The organism is Streptomyces sp. NPDC048257 (assembly GCF_043201855.1).
In the GTDB taxonomy this organism is placed as follows: domain Bacteria; phylum Actinomycetota; class Actinomycetes; order Streptomycetales; family Streptomycetaceae; genus Streptomyces.
In genome coordinates this window covers 411533-424621 of sequence record NZ_JBICZI010000002.1, presented here as the reverse complement: position 1 = coordinate 424621, position 13089 = coordinate 411533, and the positions used below count along the sequence as shown (strand labels likewise).

The 13089-nt window shown below is 71.5% G+C and carries 12 protein-coding genes; 5 read left to right on the top strand and 7 right to left on the bottom strand.

All coding sequences use genetic code 11. The features are described from left to right. Nucleotides 1-89 precede the first annotated feature (89 nt). Entirely contained in the window at nt 90-758 is a 669-nt protein-coding gene (locus ACGFZK_RS05925; protein ID WP_393847596.1) for a TetR/AcrR family transcriptional regulator, read from the top strand. 9 nt (nt 759-767) lie between these two features. On the opposite strand, the gene ACGFZK_RS05920 is transcribed toward ACGFZK_RS05925, so the two are convergent. Both ACGFZK_RS05920 and ACGFZK_RS05915 read right to left on the bottom strand, forming a co-directional pair. Further along, nucleotides 768-1670, bottom strand: coding sequence for an alpha/beta hydrolase (locus tag ACGFZK_RS05920; RefSeq protein WP_393847595.1), 903 nt, complete (start codon nt 1668-1670; stop codon nt 768-770). A gap of 140 nt (nt 1671-1810) precedes the next feature. Beyond that, complete coding sequence (locus ACGFZK_RS05915) at nt 1811-2347, bottom strand: hypothetical protein (protein ID WP_393847594.1); 537 nt, start codon at nt 2345-2347, stop codon at nt 1811-1813. Nucleotides 2348-2513: 166 nt separating this feature from the next. On the opposite strand from ACGFZK_RS05915, the gene ACGFZK_RS05910 reads away from it, so the two are divergent. Next, nucleotides 2514-3728: a hypothetical protein gene (locus tag ACGFZK_RS05910; protein ID WP_393847593.1), complete on the top strand. Its 1215-nt coding sequence runs from the start codon at nt 2514-2516 to the stop codon at nt 3726-3728. A 247-nt stretch (nt 3729-3975) separates the two neighbouring features. Here ACGFZK_RS05910 and ligD read toward each other — a convergent pair whose 3' ends face one another. Next, on the bottom strand, nt 3976-4995 hold the full coding sequence (gene ligD / locus ACGFZK_RS05905; protein ID WP_393847592.1) for a non-homologous end-joining DNA ligase: 1020 nt from the start codon (nt 4993-4995) through the stop codon (nt 3976-3978). Nucleotides 4996-5070: 75 nt separating this feature from the next. Here ligD and ACGFZK_RS05900 point away from each other — a divergent pair, with 75 nt between their 5' ends. Continuing rightward, nucleotides 5071-6153 carry an ATP-dependent DNA ligase gene (locus tag ACGFZK_RS05900; RefSeq protein ID WP_393847591.1) on the top strand — a complete coding sequence of 361 codons (1083 nt, stop codon included), beginning with the start codon at nt 5071-5073 and terminating at the stop codon, nt 6151-6153. A 58-nt stretch (nt 6154-6211) separates the two neighbouring features. Here ACGFZK_RS05900 and ACGFZK_RS05895 read toward each other — a convergent pair whose 3' ends face one another. Continuing rightward, a complete protein-coding gene (locus ACGFZK_RS05895) occupies nt 6212-7648 on the bottom strand; it encodes an NAD(P)/FAD-dependent oxidoreductase (RefSeq protein ID WP_393847590.1) in 1437 nt (478 codons plus the stop codon). Between the two features lie 108 nt (nt 7649-7756). Then, nucleotides 7757-8734 (bottom strand): NAD(P)/FAD-dependent oxidoreductase, encoded by a 978-nt coding sequence (locus tag ACGFZK_RS05890; protein ID WP_393847589.1) that lies wholly within the window; start codon nt 8732-8734, stop codon nt 7757-7759. Nucleotides 8735-8800: 66 nt separating this feature from the next. Here ACGFZK_RS05890 and ACGFZK_RS05885 point away from each other — a divergent pair, with 66 nt between their 5' ends. Continuing rightward, on the top strand, nt 8801-9418 hold the full coding sequence (locus ACGFZK_RS05885) for a helix-turn-helix domain-containing protein (protein WP_393847588.1): 618 nt from the start codon (nt 8801-8803) through the stop codon (nt 9416-9418). Next, nucleotides 9415-9906, top strand: a complete 492-nt coding sequence (locus ACGFZK_RS05880; protein ID WP_393847587.1) for an NUDIX hydrolase — start codon at nt 9415-9417, stop codon at nt 9904-9906. The genes ACGFZK_RS05885 and ACGFZK_RS05880 overlap by 4 nt, the downstream gene beginning before the upstream one ends. Nucleotides 9907-10085: 179 nt before the next feature. Here the strand turns inward: ACGFZK_RS05880 and ACGFZK_RS05875 are convergent, their stop codons facing one another. Both ACGFZK_RS05875 and ACGFZK_RS05870 read right to left on the bottom strand, forming a co-directional pair. After that, a complete protein-coding gene (locus tag ACGFZK_RS05875; RefSeq protein WP_393847586.1) occupies nt 10086-10748 on the bottom strand; it encodes a GPP34 family phosphoprotein in 663 nt (220 codons plus the stop codon). A 205-nt stretch (nt 10749-10953) separates the two neighbouring features. After that, nucleotides 10954-12936 carry an MDR family MFS transporter gene (locus ACGFZK_RS05870; RefSeq protein ID WP_393847870.1) on the bottom strand — a complete coding sequence of 661 codons (1983 nt, stop codon included), beginning with the start codon at nt 12934-12936 and terminating at the stop codon, nt 10954-10956. Between the last annotated feature and the right edge of the window lie 153 nt (nt 12937-13089).

The following is a 13089-nucleotide window of genomic DNA, read 5'->3' as shown; positions in this document are numbered from 1 at the left end:
GTGCCCTCGAGCATCGCATCCCGCACTGACAGCGGACCCCACCCTCTCCTCCCCCAAGTGAACGACCGTGCGTTCGGTAAGATGGGGTCATGGCTGACGGACGTGTGGAGCGCGGTAACCAGACGCGGCGGGCCGTTCTCGACCGGACGATGAACATCGCTTCCGTGGACGGTCTGGAGGGCCTGTCGCTGGGCAAGATCGCCGCGGATCTCGGCCTGAGCAAGAGCGGGGTCTTCGCCCTCTTCGGCTCCAAGGAGGACCTCCAGCTCGCCACCGTCCGCGCCGCCGTGGACGTGTTCGTGGCCGAGGTCGTGCGGCCGGTGCACCCGGACCCTGCCGGTCTCGCCAAGGTGTGGCGGCTGTGCGAGCGCTGGCTCGACTACTCGGGGCGCCGGGTCTTCCCGGGCGGGTGCTTCTTCTACTCCGTCTCCGCGGAGTACGACGCCCGCCCCGGCCCCGTACGGGACGAGATCGCCAAGGCGCGCTCCGACTGGACGCGTTACGTCGAGCGGATGCTGGACGAGGCGCGACTGGCGGGCGGGTTCCGGGACGCGTCCGACGCCGCGGAGGCCGAGGTGCCGCAGCTCGCATTCGAGTTGACGGCCCTGATGGAACTGGCCAACGCGCACTCCGTGCTGCACGGCGACCCCTTGGCCTACGAGCGGGCGGGGCGCGGCATCCTCGGCCGGCTGCGTGCGGTGGCGGCCGCTCCGGACGAGATCCCGGAACGACCGCCCGTGTTCAACTCGCCTTCCTGACACGCATGCTCATGCGGGCCGCACGGGCTCGGGCGCGAGCGGGGACCGGGACGGGGGCGGGGACGGGGACGGGGACGGGGACAGCGCGAACTCGACCACCATCTCGATGACGCGGGGTTCGGCGAGGATACGGCGATGGCCGAGGCCCGTGGTCTCGACGAGCCGGGCCTGGGGACCGTAGGCCGCGGCGATCGCGCGGGACTGGGCGGGCTCGATCACGTCGTCGTCCGTGTCGTGGACGAGCAGGATCGGCGCCCGCATCTCCCCCTGGCCCCGGCGGGCGTCGAGGCGCTGCCAGATGTCGGGGTCACCGGGGAAGAGGCGGCGTTCGACGTGGGTGCGCAGGACGCGCCCGACCGCCTCACCGAGGTTCAGCCCGGCGCGGAAGCGGTCCACGAGGTAGTCGAAGTCGGCCACGCCGCCGATGCCCACGACCCGGTCGGCCCGTATGCCGTCGAGCAGCATGGAGAAGGTGGCGACCACGCCGAAGGAGTGGGCCACGACAGCCGAGAAGTCTCCGTGTTCCGCGTGCAGTTGGCCGATGATGGCGCGGTAGTCGCGGATCGTGGAGGCGCGGCCGTCGGACTCCCCGTGTCCTGGAGCGTCGAAGGCGATCACGGTGCGGCCCTGGGCCCGCAGGGCCGAGATGAAGCCGGCGAACCGCGAGGCGCGCGAGGACCACCCGTGCACCAGGAGAACGGGCCGGTCACCGTCGCCCCAGCGATACGTGGTCACGGCCGTGCCGTCCACCGCCATCCGCCCCCTTTCGGCGCGCCCCATCACCTCCACCTCCTCGGGCCGAAGCCGCGCCCGCCCGAGAGGGCGGACGAACGCCGCGAAGGCCGGGGGCCCTGCCAGTCCCGGGGCGAGCCGGGCGGTGACGTTGAGGGCGGTGCTCAGGAGTGAAGCCATGGGATGCATGCGCGGTTCTCCGGAATTCTCCTCAGGGCAGCCAGATGCCGATGGCCAGCCAATGAGGAGATATTAGCACGATCGTTCGTGTTGTTTTATGGACGGACGGACCGTGCCGAACCGGGCCACGCTGTCCGTTGTCATCCAGCCAAGGCGTCTCGACAGCGAACATCAGGCCGGGCTCGCGCCCGATCGACAAGACACCCCCTAGGCGCGTGAGGCGAGGAGTCGGGCCGCGGCGGCTTCCATCTCAGCGCGAAGCACCCGCTGGCATCCAGCGGTGCGCACACCTCAAAGGCGTAGTTGCGCATCTCGCCGAACAAGAGCACTTGGAGGTATTCGGGTCCACCCGCTTCTTCACGGCCCAACAGGATTTCGACGGTGAGCCGGGTACCGTCCGTGAGCCGGCGCGATCCGCTCTGCGGTTCGCTGTCAACCAGCATGAACTCCTTCTCATACCGGCCTTCGGGTGGGCAGGCCAGCAGCCACTGGGCGAACGCGGCCGCCCGGGGTGCGCCACCCGTCAGTGTCGTGCGTCCGATGAAGTACGCGTCGAAGTACCAGGTACCGTCCGGATCCTTGCCGACCGCCAACCACAGGTCGTCAACGGGCATGCCAGGGTAATGACTGCCCCGCCAGCCGAACCGAAACCCCGTCTCATCGTGCTCGCCGGACACTGTCGATCCTTCTCTCTCCCGAGCTGCGGTTGGCAGTCCGCCTGACGCAAGTCGTCTGTCAACGACCATAGTCCGCCCAGGTAAGCGCATCGCCGACGACCACCTTCGCCGGCAAGAACACACCCGCAGCCGTCCGCTCCCAGGGGATGCCGCAGGATGCGGACGCATGAGCCTCTCGTCGCGCATCGTCATGCCTGGGCAGATCCGGTCTGTTGCCGCCCAGGACCCGTCCGGGCCTCTGTACGTGACCCGTTACGGGTCCAGCCCTCTTGAAACGGTCGTGACGATGGTCGACGTCTCGGGCGCGGCGCACTGGGAGAGGGCCTACGCGGGGACAGGCCGCCCGAGGTCCCGCCTGTCGGCAGATGGCACGCTCTGGCTCGCGTGTCCGGGGGACGAGGGCGGCCGGACCCTGGAGGGAATCCTGCCGGACGGCTCCATGGGCCGGACCGTCCTTCTGCCGTGTGACACGGGTGAGGAGGTCGCCGCCTTCGTCGTACTCGATGACGGCTTCTGCATCAGCTGGGCCGGCGCCTCCCGCATGCTGTTGGAGGCGGGACACCAGCCGTCACTCACGCCTCGTGTCGCCCGGTACACCATGGAGGGTCATTGCCGGTGGTCGACGCCGATCAGCCTCGGCACGGTCTCGCACCCCGGCGTGATGGGGATGAGCGCAGAGACCGACTGGGAGATCCGGCCCGTGAAGCCGTGGGCTCCAAAGCGGGTCGAAGCCGCCTACTCGGAGCCGCTTCTCGTTTCCGGCGACAGGGTCGCGGCCAGTTTCACCGACGAACGCAGCGGCATCGGGCGGACCTTCTTCCTGGACCTGGCGAGCGGCACGGCCGTCGGCACCACGAATCCCGCACCGTCGGGCCGCAAGGCGATCTCAGGTCCAGGTGAATTCCTGATCGGGGCCCAGGTTGCGGTACTGGAGCATGCGGATGACCCGAGCACCCGGACCGCCGCCGAGGGGCGTGAGCCGCTTCGGGGCGAAGCTGGAACGCCGCTCCTCCTGCGGCAGCGAGCGGATCAGCTGCAGAAGCTCACGGCGACGCGCTTCGGGGAGGCGTACCGCATCCGTCACCGTGCTCGCCGCCCACTGCGCGGCCGCGGCATCCAACGGCGCCAAGTCGTCCGGGACCGCACACCCAGCGAGGATGAACAGATCGACCGTGTGGAAACCCAGCGCGGGCGCAAACCGTCGGAGCAGCCCCTCGCCGGGGCTCTCCCCCGCGAGCACCGCCCGGACCTCGTCTGCGGTCGACCCGGCGCAGTCGGCCAACTCCTGGGCGCTGAGCTCTCTGTGGTCCGTCAACCACGCCAGCATCGCGCCGAATCCAGGGTGCTCCAACATGCCCGAAGCCTAAGGGCTGTCCCGTAATCCCCGGCGGGCGCACGACGACAGCTACGGCACCTCGCTGCGTTGTCGGAACGCCCGAATACGCACAGTATGAGGACGCCCCTCCGCTTGCGATGCACCGCATCTGACGCCGTGCACTGATCCACCGGGGATTACGGGACAGCCCTTAGCCAGAACAGCGGGTACTGCGTCGCCTGCGGCCGGATCGGTTGCCGGCGAGGGCCTCTGCTCCACGGGCCGAGGCTCTGAACGGAGCGCGCAGCGCCTGTCAGTCTTCGTGCTTCGCCCGGCTGGGCTGGACGCGCTTGGGTTCGCCCGGCATCTTCGGGTAGTCCGGGGGGTAGGGCATGTCGCCCAGGCCGTGCTCGTGTTCGTCGCGGGCCGCGAGTTCCAGTACGGCGTCCAGGGCGAAGGCGTGCTCGTCCATGTCCGCGTGCAGATCGCCCAGTTCGGCGAACCGGGCCGGCATCGTCACGATGTCGAAGTCGCGGGGCTCCGCGTCGTCCACCTCGTCCCAGCGCAGCGGCGCCGATACCGGGGCGTGCGGGCGGGGGCGGACGGAGTAGGCGGAGGCGATCGTGCGGTCGCGCGCCGTCTGGTTGTAGTCGACGAAGATCCGCTCGCCACGCTCCTCCTTCCACCAGGCCGTCGTGACCTTGCCCGGCATCCGGCGTTCCAGCTCCCGGCCGAGGGCGATGGCGCACCGCCGGACCTCGGTGAAGGTCCAGCGCGGCGCGATCGGCACGAAGACGTGCAGCCCGCGGCCGCCCGAGGTCTTGGGCCAGCCGCGCAGGCCCAGCTCCTCCAGCAGGGCGCGCAGTTCGTGGGCGGCCGCCACCGCGTGGTGGTAGTCGGTGCCCGGCTGCGGGTCCAGGTCGATCCGGAGCTCGTCGGGGCGGTCGGTGTCCTCGCGCCGCACCGGCCAGGGGTGGAAGGTGAGGCAGCCCAGGTTGGCCGCCCACAGGACGGCGGCCGGTTCGGTCGGGCAGATCTCGTCGGCCGAGCGGCCGCTCGGGAAGGAGATGTGGGCGGTGGGGATCCAGTCGGGAAGGTTCTTCGGTGCCCGCTTCTGGAAGAAGGACTCGCCCTCCACCCCGTCCGGAAAGCGTTCCAGGGTCGTGGGCCGGTTGCGCAGGGCGCGCGTGATGCCGGGCGCGACGGCCAGGTAGTACTCGGCCACGTCCCGCTTGGTGAGGCCGCGCTCCGGGAAGTACACCTTGTCCGGGCTGGACAGCCGTACCGTCCGCCCGCCCGCGTCCAGCTCGATCGCATTACCGGCAGCACCCATGTGCGCCACGGTAGGCGGGCCCGGTCGTGCGCGCATACCGGGCGGGTCCGGACGTACCACCGCAGAATCGAAGGCATGGATCTGCCAGTGATGCCGCCCGTGAAGCCGATGCTCGCCAAGTCCGTGGCGAAGATCCCGCCCGGGATGCAGTACGAGGCCAAGTGGGACGGCTTCCGGGCCATCGTCCATCGCGACGGCGACGAGATCGAGATCGGCAGTCGCACGGGTAAGTCCCTGACCCGGTACTTTCCCGAGCTGGTGGAGGCCCTGAAGCACAATCTGCCGACCCGTTGCGTCGTGGACGGCGAGATCGTGATCGTCCACGGCGGGCGTCTCGACTTCGACCGGCTGACCGAGCGGATCCATCCCGCACAGTCCCGCGTCGCCCTGCTGGCCGAGACCACCCCCGCCAGCTTCGTCGCCTTCGACCTGCTCGCCCTGGGCGACCAGGCGCTCCTCGACACCCCGCTCGCCGACCGCCGTACCGCCCTGACCCGTGCTCTCTCCACTGCTCGGCCCCCCGTCCACCTCGCGCCCGCAACCACCGACCCCGCGCTCGCGCAGGAGTGGTTCGAGCGGTTCGAAGGCGCCGGGCTCGACGGGGTGATCGCGAAACCCCTCGATCTCCTCTACCGGCCCGATGCCCGCCTCATGTTCAAGGTCAAACACCAACGTACGGCCGACGTCGTCGTCGCGGGTTTACGTTTCCACAAGAGCGGTCCGATTGTCGGATCGCTGCTGCTCGGCCTCTACGACGCCCACGGCACGCTCCAGCACGTGGGCGTGTGCGCCGCCTTCCCCATGAAGCGCCGCGCCGAGCTGGTGGAGGAACTCGAACCCCTGCGGATGCCCGACCCGACCGGCCATCCCTGGGCCGCCTGGGCCGAGGAGTCCGCCCACGAGAGTGCCCGGCTGCCCGGGGGGCAGAGCCGCTGGACCGGCAAGAAGGACCTGTCCTGGGTCCCGCTGCGCCCCGAGCGGGTCGTCGAGGTGAGGTACGACCACATGGAGGGCGACCGCTTCCGGCACACCGCCCAGTTCCACCGCTGGCGGCCCGACCGGACGCCCGGGAGCTGCACCTACACCCAGTTGGAGGAGGTCGTCGGCTACGACCTCGCCGAGGTGCTCGGTCCGGCCGCCACCGGTACCTCCGGCTGAGCGGCCGCCACTCCCGACTCAGCCCGGCTCAGCCCGGCTCACCCCGGCTCACCCCGGCTCACCCCGCCGTCAGCTTCTCCCACTCCTCCCGGTCCGGCCCCGCCTCGTTCGGCGCGTAGTCCGGCCTGTCCGCCAGCCAGCGCGCCACCCGGGCGCGGATCTCCGGGTCGGCGTACGCCCGCTCCGGCGGCTCCACCAGGTGCCGGACCCTCGCCCGGGCCCGCATCACCTCGGGATCCCCCAGCGCGCAGTCGAACAGCGCGGCCACCTCCCGCGCCGTCCCGCCCCGCCCGGCCCGTGCCGCGAAGCGCTCCCCTATCGCCCCGTCGGCGACCACCTGGAAGTCGAACCACGGCTTCAGGGTCCGCTCCGCCCAGGCGTGGTGTTCGGCGGCGTACCGCGCCGATCCCGGGTCCCGGTGCACCGTACGGGCCACCCTGCGCGCGGCCCACAGGGCGAGCGAGGTGCCCTGCCCCAGGGTCGGGTTGGTGTGCGTGATCGAGTCCCCGACCGGCACCAGCCCGGTCACCACGGGGCCCTGTTCGTCGACCAGGGCGCTCCACCGGTTGTCCAGGCTCGCCGTGGCCAGGACGCCCGACAGCGGCTCGGCGCCCAGTGCCAGCCAGGCGGCGCCGGGCGGGAAGGTACGCGCGGCCGCCTCGAAGACGGCGGGGTCGCGCAGCGCCGAGCGCGTGGTGTCCGCGGTGTGCACGAACAGCGTCACGGCGAACACCCGGTTGTCGGCCGGGAAGACGGCGCACCCGGCGAAGGCCCCGCCCGTCACCGCCCACGGCCGGCGCGGCCCCTCGTCCATGCCCTCGGGCAGCCGGTACCAGCGGCAGAAGTACGCGAGCCCGGTGCGGTGCCGTTCCACGACGGGCGGCCGGCACCCCAGCTCGGCCAGCCTGCGCTCGGTGCCCCCGCGCCGCCCACAGGCGTCCACGACGAGGTCTCCCGCGTAGCTCCCGGCCTCGGTGGTCACTCCCGTCACATGGATCCCGGAGGACCCGGTGGCCCCGGAGGACCCCGAGGACCCGATGGCCTCGGAGGACCCGCGGGCCGTGATCAACCCGGTGACCGGCTCCCCGTACCGGACGACGACCCCCGGTTCCGCACGCAGCGCCGCGGCCAGGGCGCTCTCCAGCACGATGCGCCGGGCCTGCAGCATCACGAGGTCCTCGTCGCCGGGCAGCGCGGGCGGACGCATGTCGAACCAGTCCAGTTCGTGCCGTTCGCGGGCGCCGAGGCGGAGCATCTGCGCGTACACGTCGGGCAGATCGGCGCGCAGGACGTTGCGGGCGGCCCCGAGCAGCACGTGCGGCTGGGCCGCCTGCGGTACGGTCGGCCGCCGCCAGCCGAAGAAGTCACGGTCGAGCGAGGCGCCCGGCGCCCGTGCGTCCCGTTCGAAGACCTCCGCCGTGTGTCCGCGCCGCGCCGCGAGCAGGGCGGTGGCGGGCCCTGCGACACCTCCGCCGATGACCAGCACATGTGCCATGAAGCGTCCCCCCGAGCCGTTGGACCGTACGACGATCACACCGCACAGAGCCTGCGCGAACAGGCGCCGACCGAAACTCGCATAGATGTCCGGATATCGATCGGTTGTTCACACTCCGGCGCCCGCGCGGTGGGCCTCCACGGCCCGTCGGGTCTCCGCCTCGATCAGGTCGGTGTTGATCGCCACCGCAGCCTGCGCCCCCTGGGCGGCCGCGCCCGCGACCTTCTCCAGCGGGGAGGTCACGTTGCCCGCGGCCCAGACCCCGCGCAGCGCGGTGGTCCCGGTGGCCGGATCGGACTCGACGCAGGTGCCGATCGCTTCGCCGCCCCGCTCCATGACGACGGTCGGCAGGCCGAGGCTGGTCAGTACGCCCGAGCGGGCGGTGAACCGCGGGGCCACGACCAGGGCGGCGCACCCCACCTCGGCGCCGCCCGCCAGGGTCACGCCGGCCAGCCGGTCGTCCCGGACCACGAGGCCGGTCACCTCGCCCTCGACGACATCGACACCGAGGGCGGCCAGCAGTTCCCGGTCCTCGGCGGTGAGCCGCCAGGTGTGCGCCAGCAGGGTGGTCCGCTCGCTCCAGTGCCGCCAGAGCTGGGCCTGGTGCACGGCCAGCGGTCCGTCGGCCAGCACCGCGACCGGCTGGTCCCTGACCTCCCAGCCGTGGCAGTACGGGCAGTGCAGCACGTCCCGCCCCCAGCGCGCCCCGAGGCCCGGCACGGCGGGCAGCTCGTCCACGAGCCCGGTGGCGACCAGCAGCCGGCCCGCCCGGACGGTCCTGCCGTCGCCGCAGCGGACCAGGAAGCTCCCGTCGGGCAGGCGGTCCGCGGCGACGGCCGTGCCCGGCCGGACCTCCCCGCCGTAGCCGGTCACCTCCGCGCGGCCCCTGGCCAACAGCGCGGCCGGGCTCTCCCCGTCGTGGCCGAGGTATCCGTGCATGTGCGCGGCCGGGGCGTTGCGCGGGCTGCCGGAGTCGATCACCAGTACCGAACGGCGGGCCCGGACCAGGGTCAGCGCTCCGGCCAGTCCTGCGGCCCCACCGCCGACGACCACGACGTCGAACGAGCTGTGCTGTGCGTTGTCCATGTCCGTGAGGGTCTGCCCGCAGGGGTCCTCTTGACAAATGTTCTTGCCGAAGCGGCAAATGGAGTCATGGCCACCGAGGAGCAGGACGAGGAACTCGCCGACGTGATCACCGCCGTGGGCCCGCGGCTGCGCGCCCTGCGCCAACAGCGCGGCACCACGCTCGCCCAGCTCAGCGAAACCACCGGCATCTCGCTCTCGACCCTTTCCCGGCTGGAGTCCGGGCAGCGCAGGCCGACGCTGGAGCTGCTGCTTCCGCTGGCCAGGGCGCACCGGGTGGCGCTCGACGAGCTGGTCGGCGCACCGGAGACCGGGGATCCCCGGATCCGCCCGCGCCCTTTCGTCCGGCACGGCTGCACCTACGTGCCACTGACCCGCAACTTCGGCGGGGTGCACGCCTTCAAGCAGATCCTCCCGCCCCTCGAAGGTCCGCCGCCCAAGCCCGAACTGCAGGTCCACGAGGGCTACGAGTGGCTGTACGTGCTCTCCGGACGCATCCGGCTGCTGCTCGGCGAGCACGACCTCGTCCTCGGCCCCGGAGAGGCCGCCGAGTTCGATACGCACACCCCGCACGCCTTCTTCAACGCGGGTCCGCAACCGGCTGAGTTCCTCAGCCTCTTCGGCCCCCAGGGCGAGCGGATCCATGTCCGGGCCCGGCCCACCCCTCCAGCGGAAGGACGACCATGACCAGCACGCACGAGCGCCCCGAGCGGGCCGCGCCGCGGCCCCACGCCGTCGTCGGCGTCGGACTGGTCGTCGTGGCCCCGGACGGCCGGGTGCTCCTCGGCCAGGCGCACGACGGCCGCTGGGAGCTGCCCGGCGGCAAGGTCGACCCCGGGGAGGGCTTCGAGCAGGCCGCCGCCCGGGAACTCGCCGAGGAGACCGCCCTGCGGGCGGACCCCGGGGCAATCCGCATCCTGTCCGTGCAGATCGAGGCACAGGCCGGTCTGACCCGCCTGACGGCGGCCGCCGTCACCACCTCGGCGGAAGGCGTCCCCACCGTCACCGAACCCCACAAGATCACCCGCTGGCAGTGGTTCGTCCCCACCGAGATCCCCTCGGCCCTGTACGTCCCGTCGGCGGCCGTGCTGCACTCCTGGCGCCCGGACCTCGCCCCGCTGCCGCACGTCCCCTCGTACGACTACGTGATCTCGGATCCGGCGCAGAGCGCCTGAACACCCACCCCGTCGACCCTAGTGCTGTGGCCGGAAAGGCTTGCCGGGTCGCGGCGTCCGGTGCGGTGCATCGCCAGGCGGAGGGCCACGGCTCGTACTGGACGTCCTTCCGTGGTCCGACAACGCCGCGAGGTGCCGTGCCGGGCGTCGCGACCCGGTGAACCTTTCCGGTCACAGCACTAGGTGGTGGCCGTCAGGACCGTCACCGTGGTCACCGCCACCATCGCGGCCTGCATGTCGCGGATCGCCGCCCGGACGCTCTCGGCCGCCCACTGGCCGGCGGCTATCTCCGCCATCCGCGGGGTCACCTCGCCTGGCCGCCGGTCGGGGAAGGCGAGCCGGTGCAGCTTGGCCGAGTGGATCAGGGCGATGAGGCCGGCCGTACGCTCGTCCGGCTCGGCGCCGTCGAGGACGACGCCGTGGAGCCGCTCGCGCAGGGCGCGCTCGACGGCGCCGTCGGCCTCGGGATAGCGGCGCTGCGGGAACACCCCGAACACCTTGTGTACCTGTGGCACCACCAACCCGCGCTCGCCCAGGCTCGCCAGGGCGGCGCCGACAGCCTTGGGCTGGTCCTTGGTCAGCCAGTCCGTCACCCGGCGTTTGCTGCGGCCCCGCAGCCACGCCTCCATCAACCGGATGCGGCCGTCGAGCAGTTCTTCCCCGGTGGACTCGGTGTTCCTGAGCTCCAGGTACTTGCCCGACACCGACACCCGCTCCGCCAAGACCAGTTCGAGCAGGATCGCACCCGCCACGGCCCACCCCGCCGGCTGACGCTGCCTCGCCGCCCCGGACTCGTCGTCCAGGGACAGCAGCATGATCTCCTCGGCCAGTGTGATCCTCACGAGCGCCCCCCGTCGTCCGGCTGTCAGCTGTCCCGACGCCTCGAAGGCAAAGACGTCCGACTCACCCCCGAAGTTCCCCATCGACGGAGCGCGCACTCACTCCGTACGCCTTCCCGCCATGACCAACTTCCGCGCTTGTCAAGGGCCGAACCACATCCCTAGGGGGTGTCGCGCCGCGAGCCCGGCCTGATCGGCACGAGGGGCCCTAGTGCCGCACCACCACCCTCGGTGCGAAGTTCCCCTCCCCCAGGTCCTCGGCCAGCAGCCGCTTCGCGATCGCGTCCGCCGCGACCCGCAGTTCGGCGCTCCGCGGCCGTCCCCGGTCCTTCTCCAGTTGGTCCCCGAGCCACTGGGCCCACGCCGCCGAGATGACGTCGGCCTCCCGCTGCCCGGCCGGGGTGAGGGTGAAGAAGCTTCCCTCGCGGCTGAGGAAACCCTCTTCCTCCATCCGGTCGTAGACCGGCACCAGCACCTCCGGCGGCAGGGAGCGGCGCTCGGCGATCAGACCGAGGCCGGCGTAGCCGATCGTCCGGGTCAGCAATTCCACCTGCATCACCGCCCAGGCTCCCGCGATGTCCAGCCGGGTGTCCGAGGCGTCGACGATCCCCCGCGCCGTGTCCGCCCCCATGTTCCGTACGAGCTTGCCGACGGCCAGCTCCAGCAGCTTCGCCGAGTCCCCCGACGCCGTGGCCGGCGATCCGAAGCCGTCGCCCATGTCCGTGGACCCGGCCCGGGCGCTGTCGCGCAGGCGCACCTGCTTGAGGAAGAGCGCCACGACGAAGCCGAACAGGGCCATCGGGACGGTCCAGAGGAACACCGTGTGCAGGGCCTGCGCGTACGCCTCGATCACCGGCTCCGCGGCCACCGGGTCGAGCCGGTGCACCCCCTCCGGGCTCGACGCCGCCTCGGCCAGCTGCGCCGGGTCCTGTCCGGTGAGCCGCGCCGCCTCCGCGACGGCCTCCTCCAGTGCGGGCCCGAGGGTGTTCGCGTAGATCGTTCCGAAGACCGCGGTCCCGAAGGCGCTGCCGAGCGTACGGAAGAAGGTGATGCCGGAGGTGGCCGTGCCCAGGTCGGCGTAGTCGACGGTGTTCTGCACGGCGATCACCAGCACCTGCATGGACAGGCCGATGCCCGTGCCGAGCACGAACATGTACAGCGATTCCAGCACGCTGCCGGTCCCCGGCTTCATCGTCGACAACAGGTACAGGCCGAGCGCCATGACCGCGCAGCCCACGATCGGAAAGATCTTGTACTGGCCGGTCTTGCTGGTGACGTTGCCGCTGAAGACGGAGGCGATCAGCAGGCCGATGACCATGGGGAGGGTCCGGACGCCCGAGATGGTGGCCGAGTCCCCGTCGACGTACTGGAGGTAGGTCGGCAGGAAGGTCATCGCGCCGAGCATCGAGAACCCGACGACGAAGCTCAGTACGGAGCACACGGAGAAGACCGGATTGCGGAAGAGCCGCATCGGCAGCATCGGTTCCGCGGCCCGTGTCTCGACCAGGCAGAACAGCGCCAGCGCGACCGCGCCGCCCGCGAACAGGCCGATGATCACGGGCGAGGTCCAGGCGTACTGGTTCCCGCCCCAACTGGTGCCCAGGATCAGCGCGCTGGCACCGATCGCGACCAGGGCGATGCCCAGGTAGTCGATGACCGGCTTGCCCTCCGCCCGTACCGCCGGGATCGTCTTGGCGGCCGCGATGACGACGAGGATCGCGATCGGGACGTTGACGTAGAAGCACCACCGCCAGCTCAGGCTGTCGGTGAAGAACCCGCCGAGCAGCGGTCCGATCACGGTGGCGACCCCGAAGACGGCGCCGATCATGCCCTGGTACTTGCCGCGCTCGCGCAGCGGCACCACATCGGCGATCAGCGCCATCGCCGTGACCATCAGACCGCCGGCGCCGATGCCCTGGACGCCTCGCCACACGATCAGGAGGGTCATGTTGCCGGCCAGGCCGGACATGAAGGAGCCGCTGATGAAGATGACGGCGGAGATCTGGAAGATCAGTTTCCGGCCGAAGAGGTCGCCGAACTTGCCCACCAGCACCGTCGCCACGGTCTCCGCGAGCAGGTAGGAGGTCACCACCCACGACATGTGGTCCCCGCCGCCCAGATCCGACACGATCGTGGGCAGTGCGGTTCCTACGATCGTCTGGTCCAGTGCCGCGAGCAGCACCCCGAGCATGATCGTGCCGAAGATGACGTTGCGCCGCCGCCGGTCGAGCACGGGTGGCGCGGCGGCCGTCGCGGGGGCAGTGGTCACCTTCGCACTGTCACAGCGCGCCCGCCGCTGCGCATGTGGCGCTGCGCCGTCCGGGGGAACCTCGCAGGACCGCGG

Bases quoted from the DNA above. Each gene is read 5' to 3' on its own strand.
- ACGFZK_RS05920 (WP_393847595.1), bottom strand. From the start codon at position 1,670: ATGGCTTCACTCCTGAGCACCGCCCTCAACGTCACCGCCCGGCTCGCC.
- ACGFZK_RS05900 (WP_393847591.1), top strand. From the start codon at position 5,071: ATGGATCTGCCAGTGATGCCGCCCGTGAAGCCGATGCTCGCCAAGTCC.
- ACGFZK_RS05925 (WP_393847596.1), top strand. From the start codon at position 90: ATGGCTGACGGACGTGTGGAGCGCGGTAACCAGACGCGGCGGGCCGTT.
- ACGFZK_RS05885 (WP_393847588.1), top strand. From the start codon at position 8,801: ATGGCCACCGAGGAGCAGGACGAGGAACTCGCCGACGTGATCACCGCC.
- ACGFZK_RS05910 (WP_393847593.1), top strand. From the start codon at position 2,514: ATGAGCCTCTCGTCGCGCATCGTCATGCCTGGGCAGATCCGGTCTGTT.
- ACGFZK_RS05880 (WP_393847587.1), top strand. From the start codon at position 9,415: ATGACCAGCACGCACGAGCGCCCCGAGCGGGCCGCGCCGCGGCCCCAC.
- ligD (WP_393847592.1), bottom strand. From the start codon at position 4,995: ATGGGTGCTGCCGGTAATGCGATCGAGCTGGACGCGGGCGGGCGGACG.
- ACGFZK_RS05895 (WP_393847590.1), bottom strand. From the start codon at position 7,648: ATGGCACATGTGCTGGTCATCGGCGGAGGTGTCGCAGGGCCCGCCACC.
- ACGFZK_RS05890 (WP_393847589.1), bottom strand. From the start codon at position 8,734: ATGGACAACGCACAGCACAGCTCGTTCGACGTCGTGGTCGTCGGCGGT.
- ACGFZK_RS05870 (WP_393847870.1), bottom strand. From the start codon at position 12,936: ATGCTCGGGGTGCTGCTCGCGGCACTGGACCAGACGATCGTAGGAACC.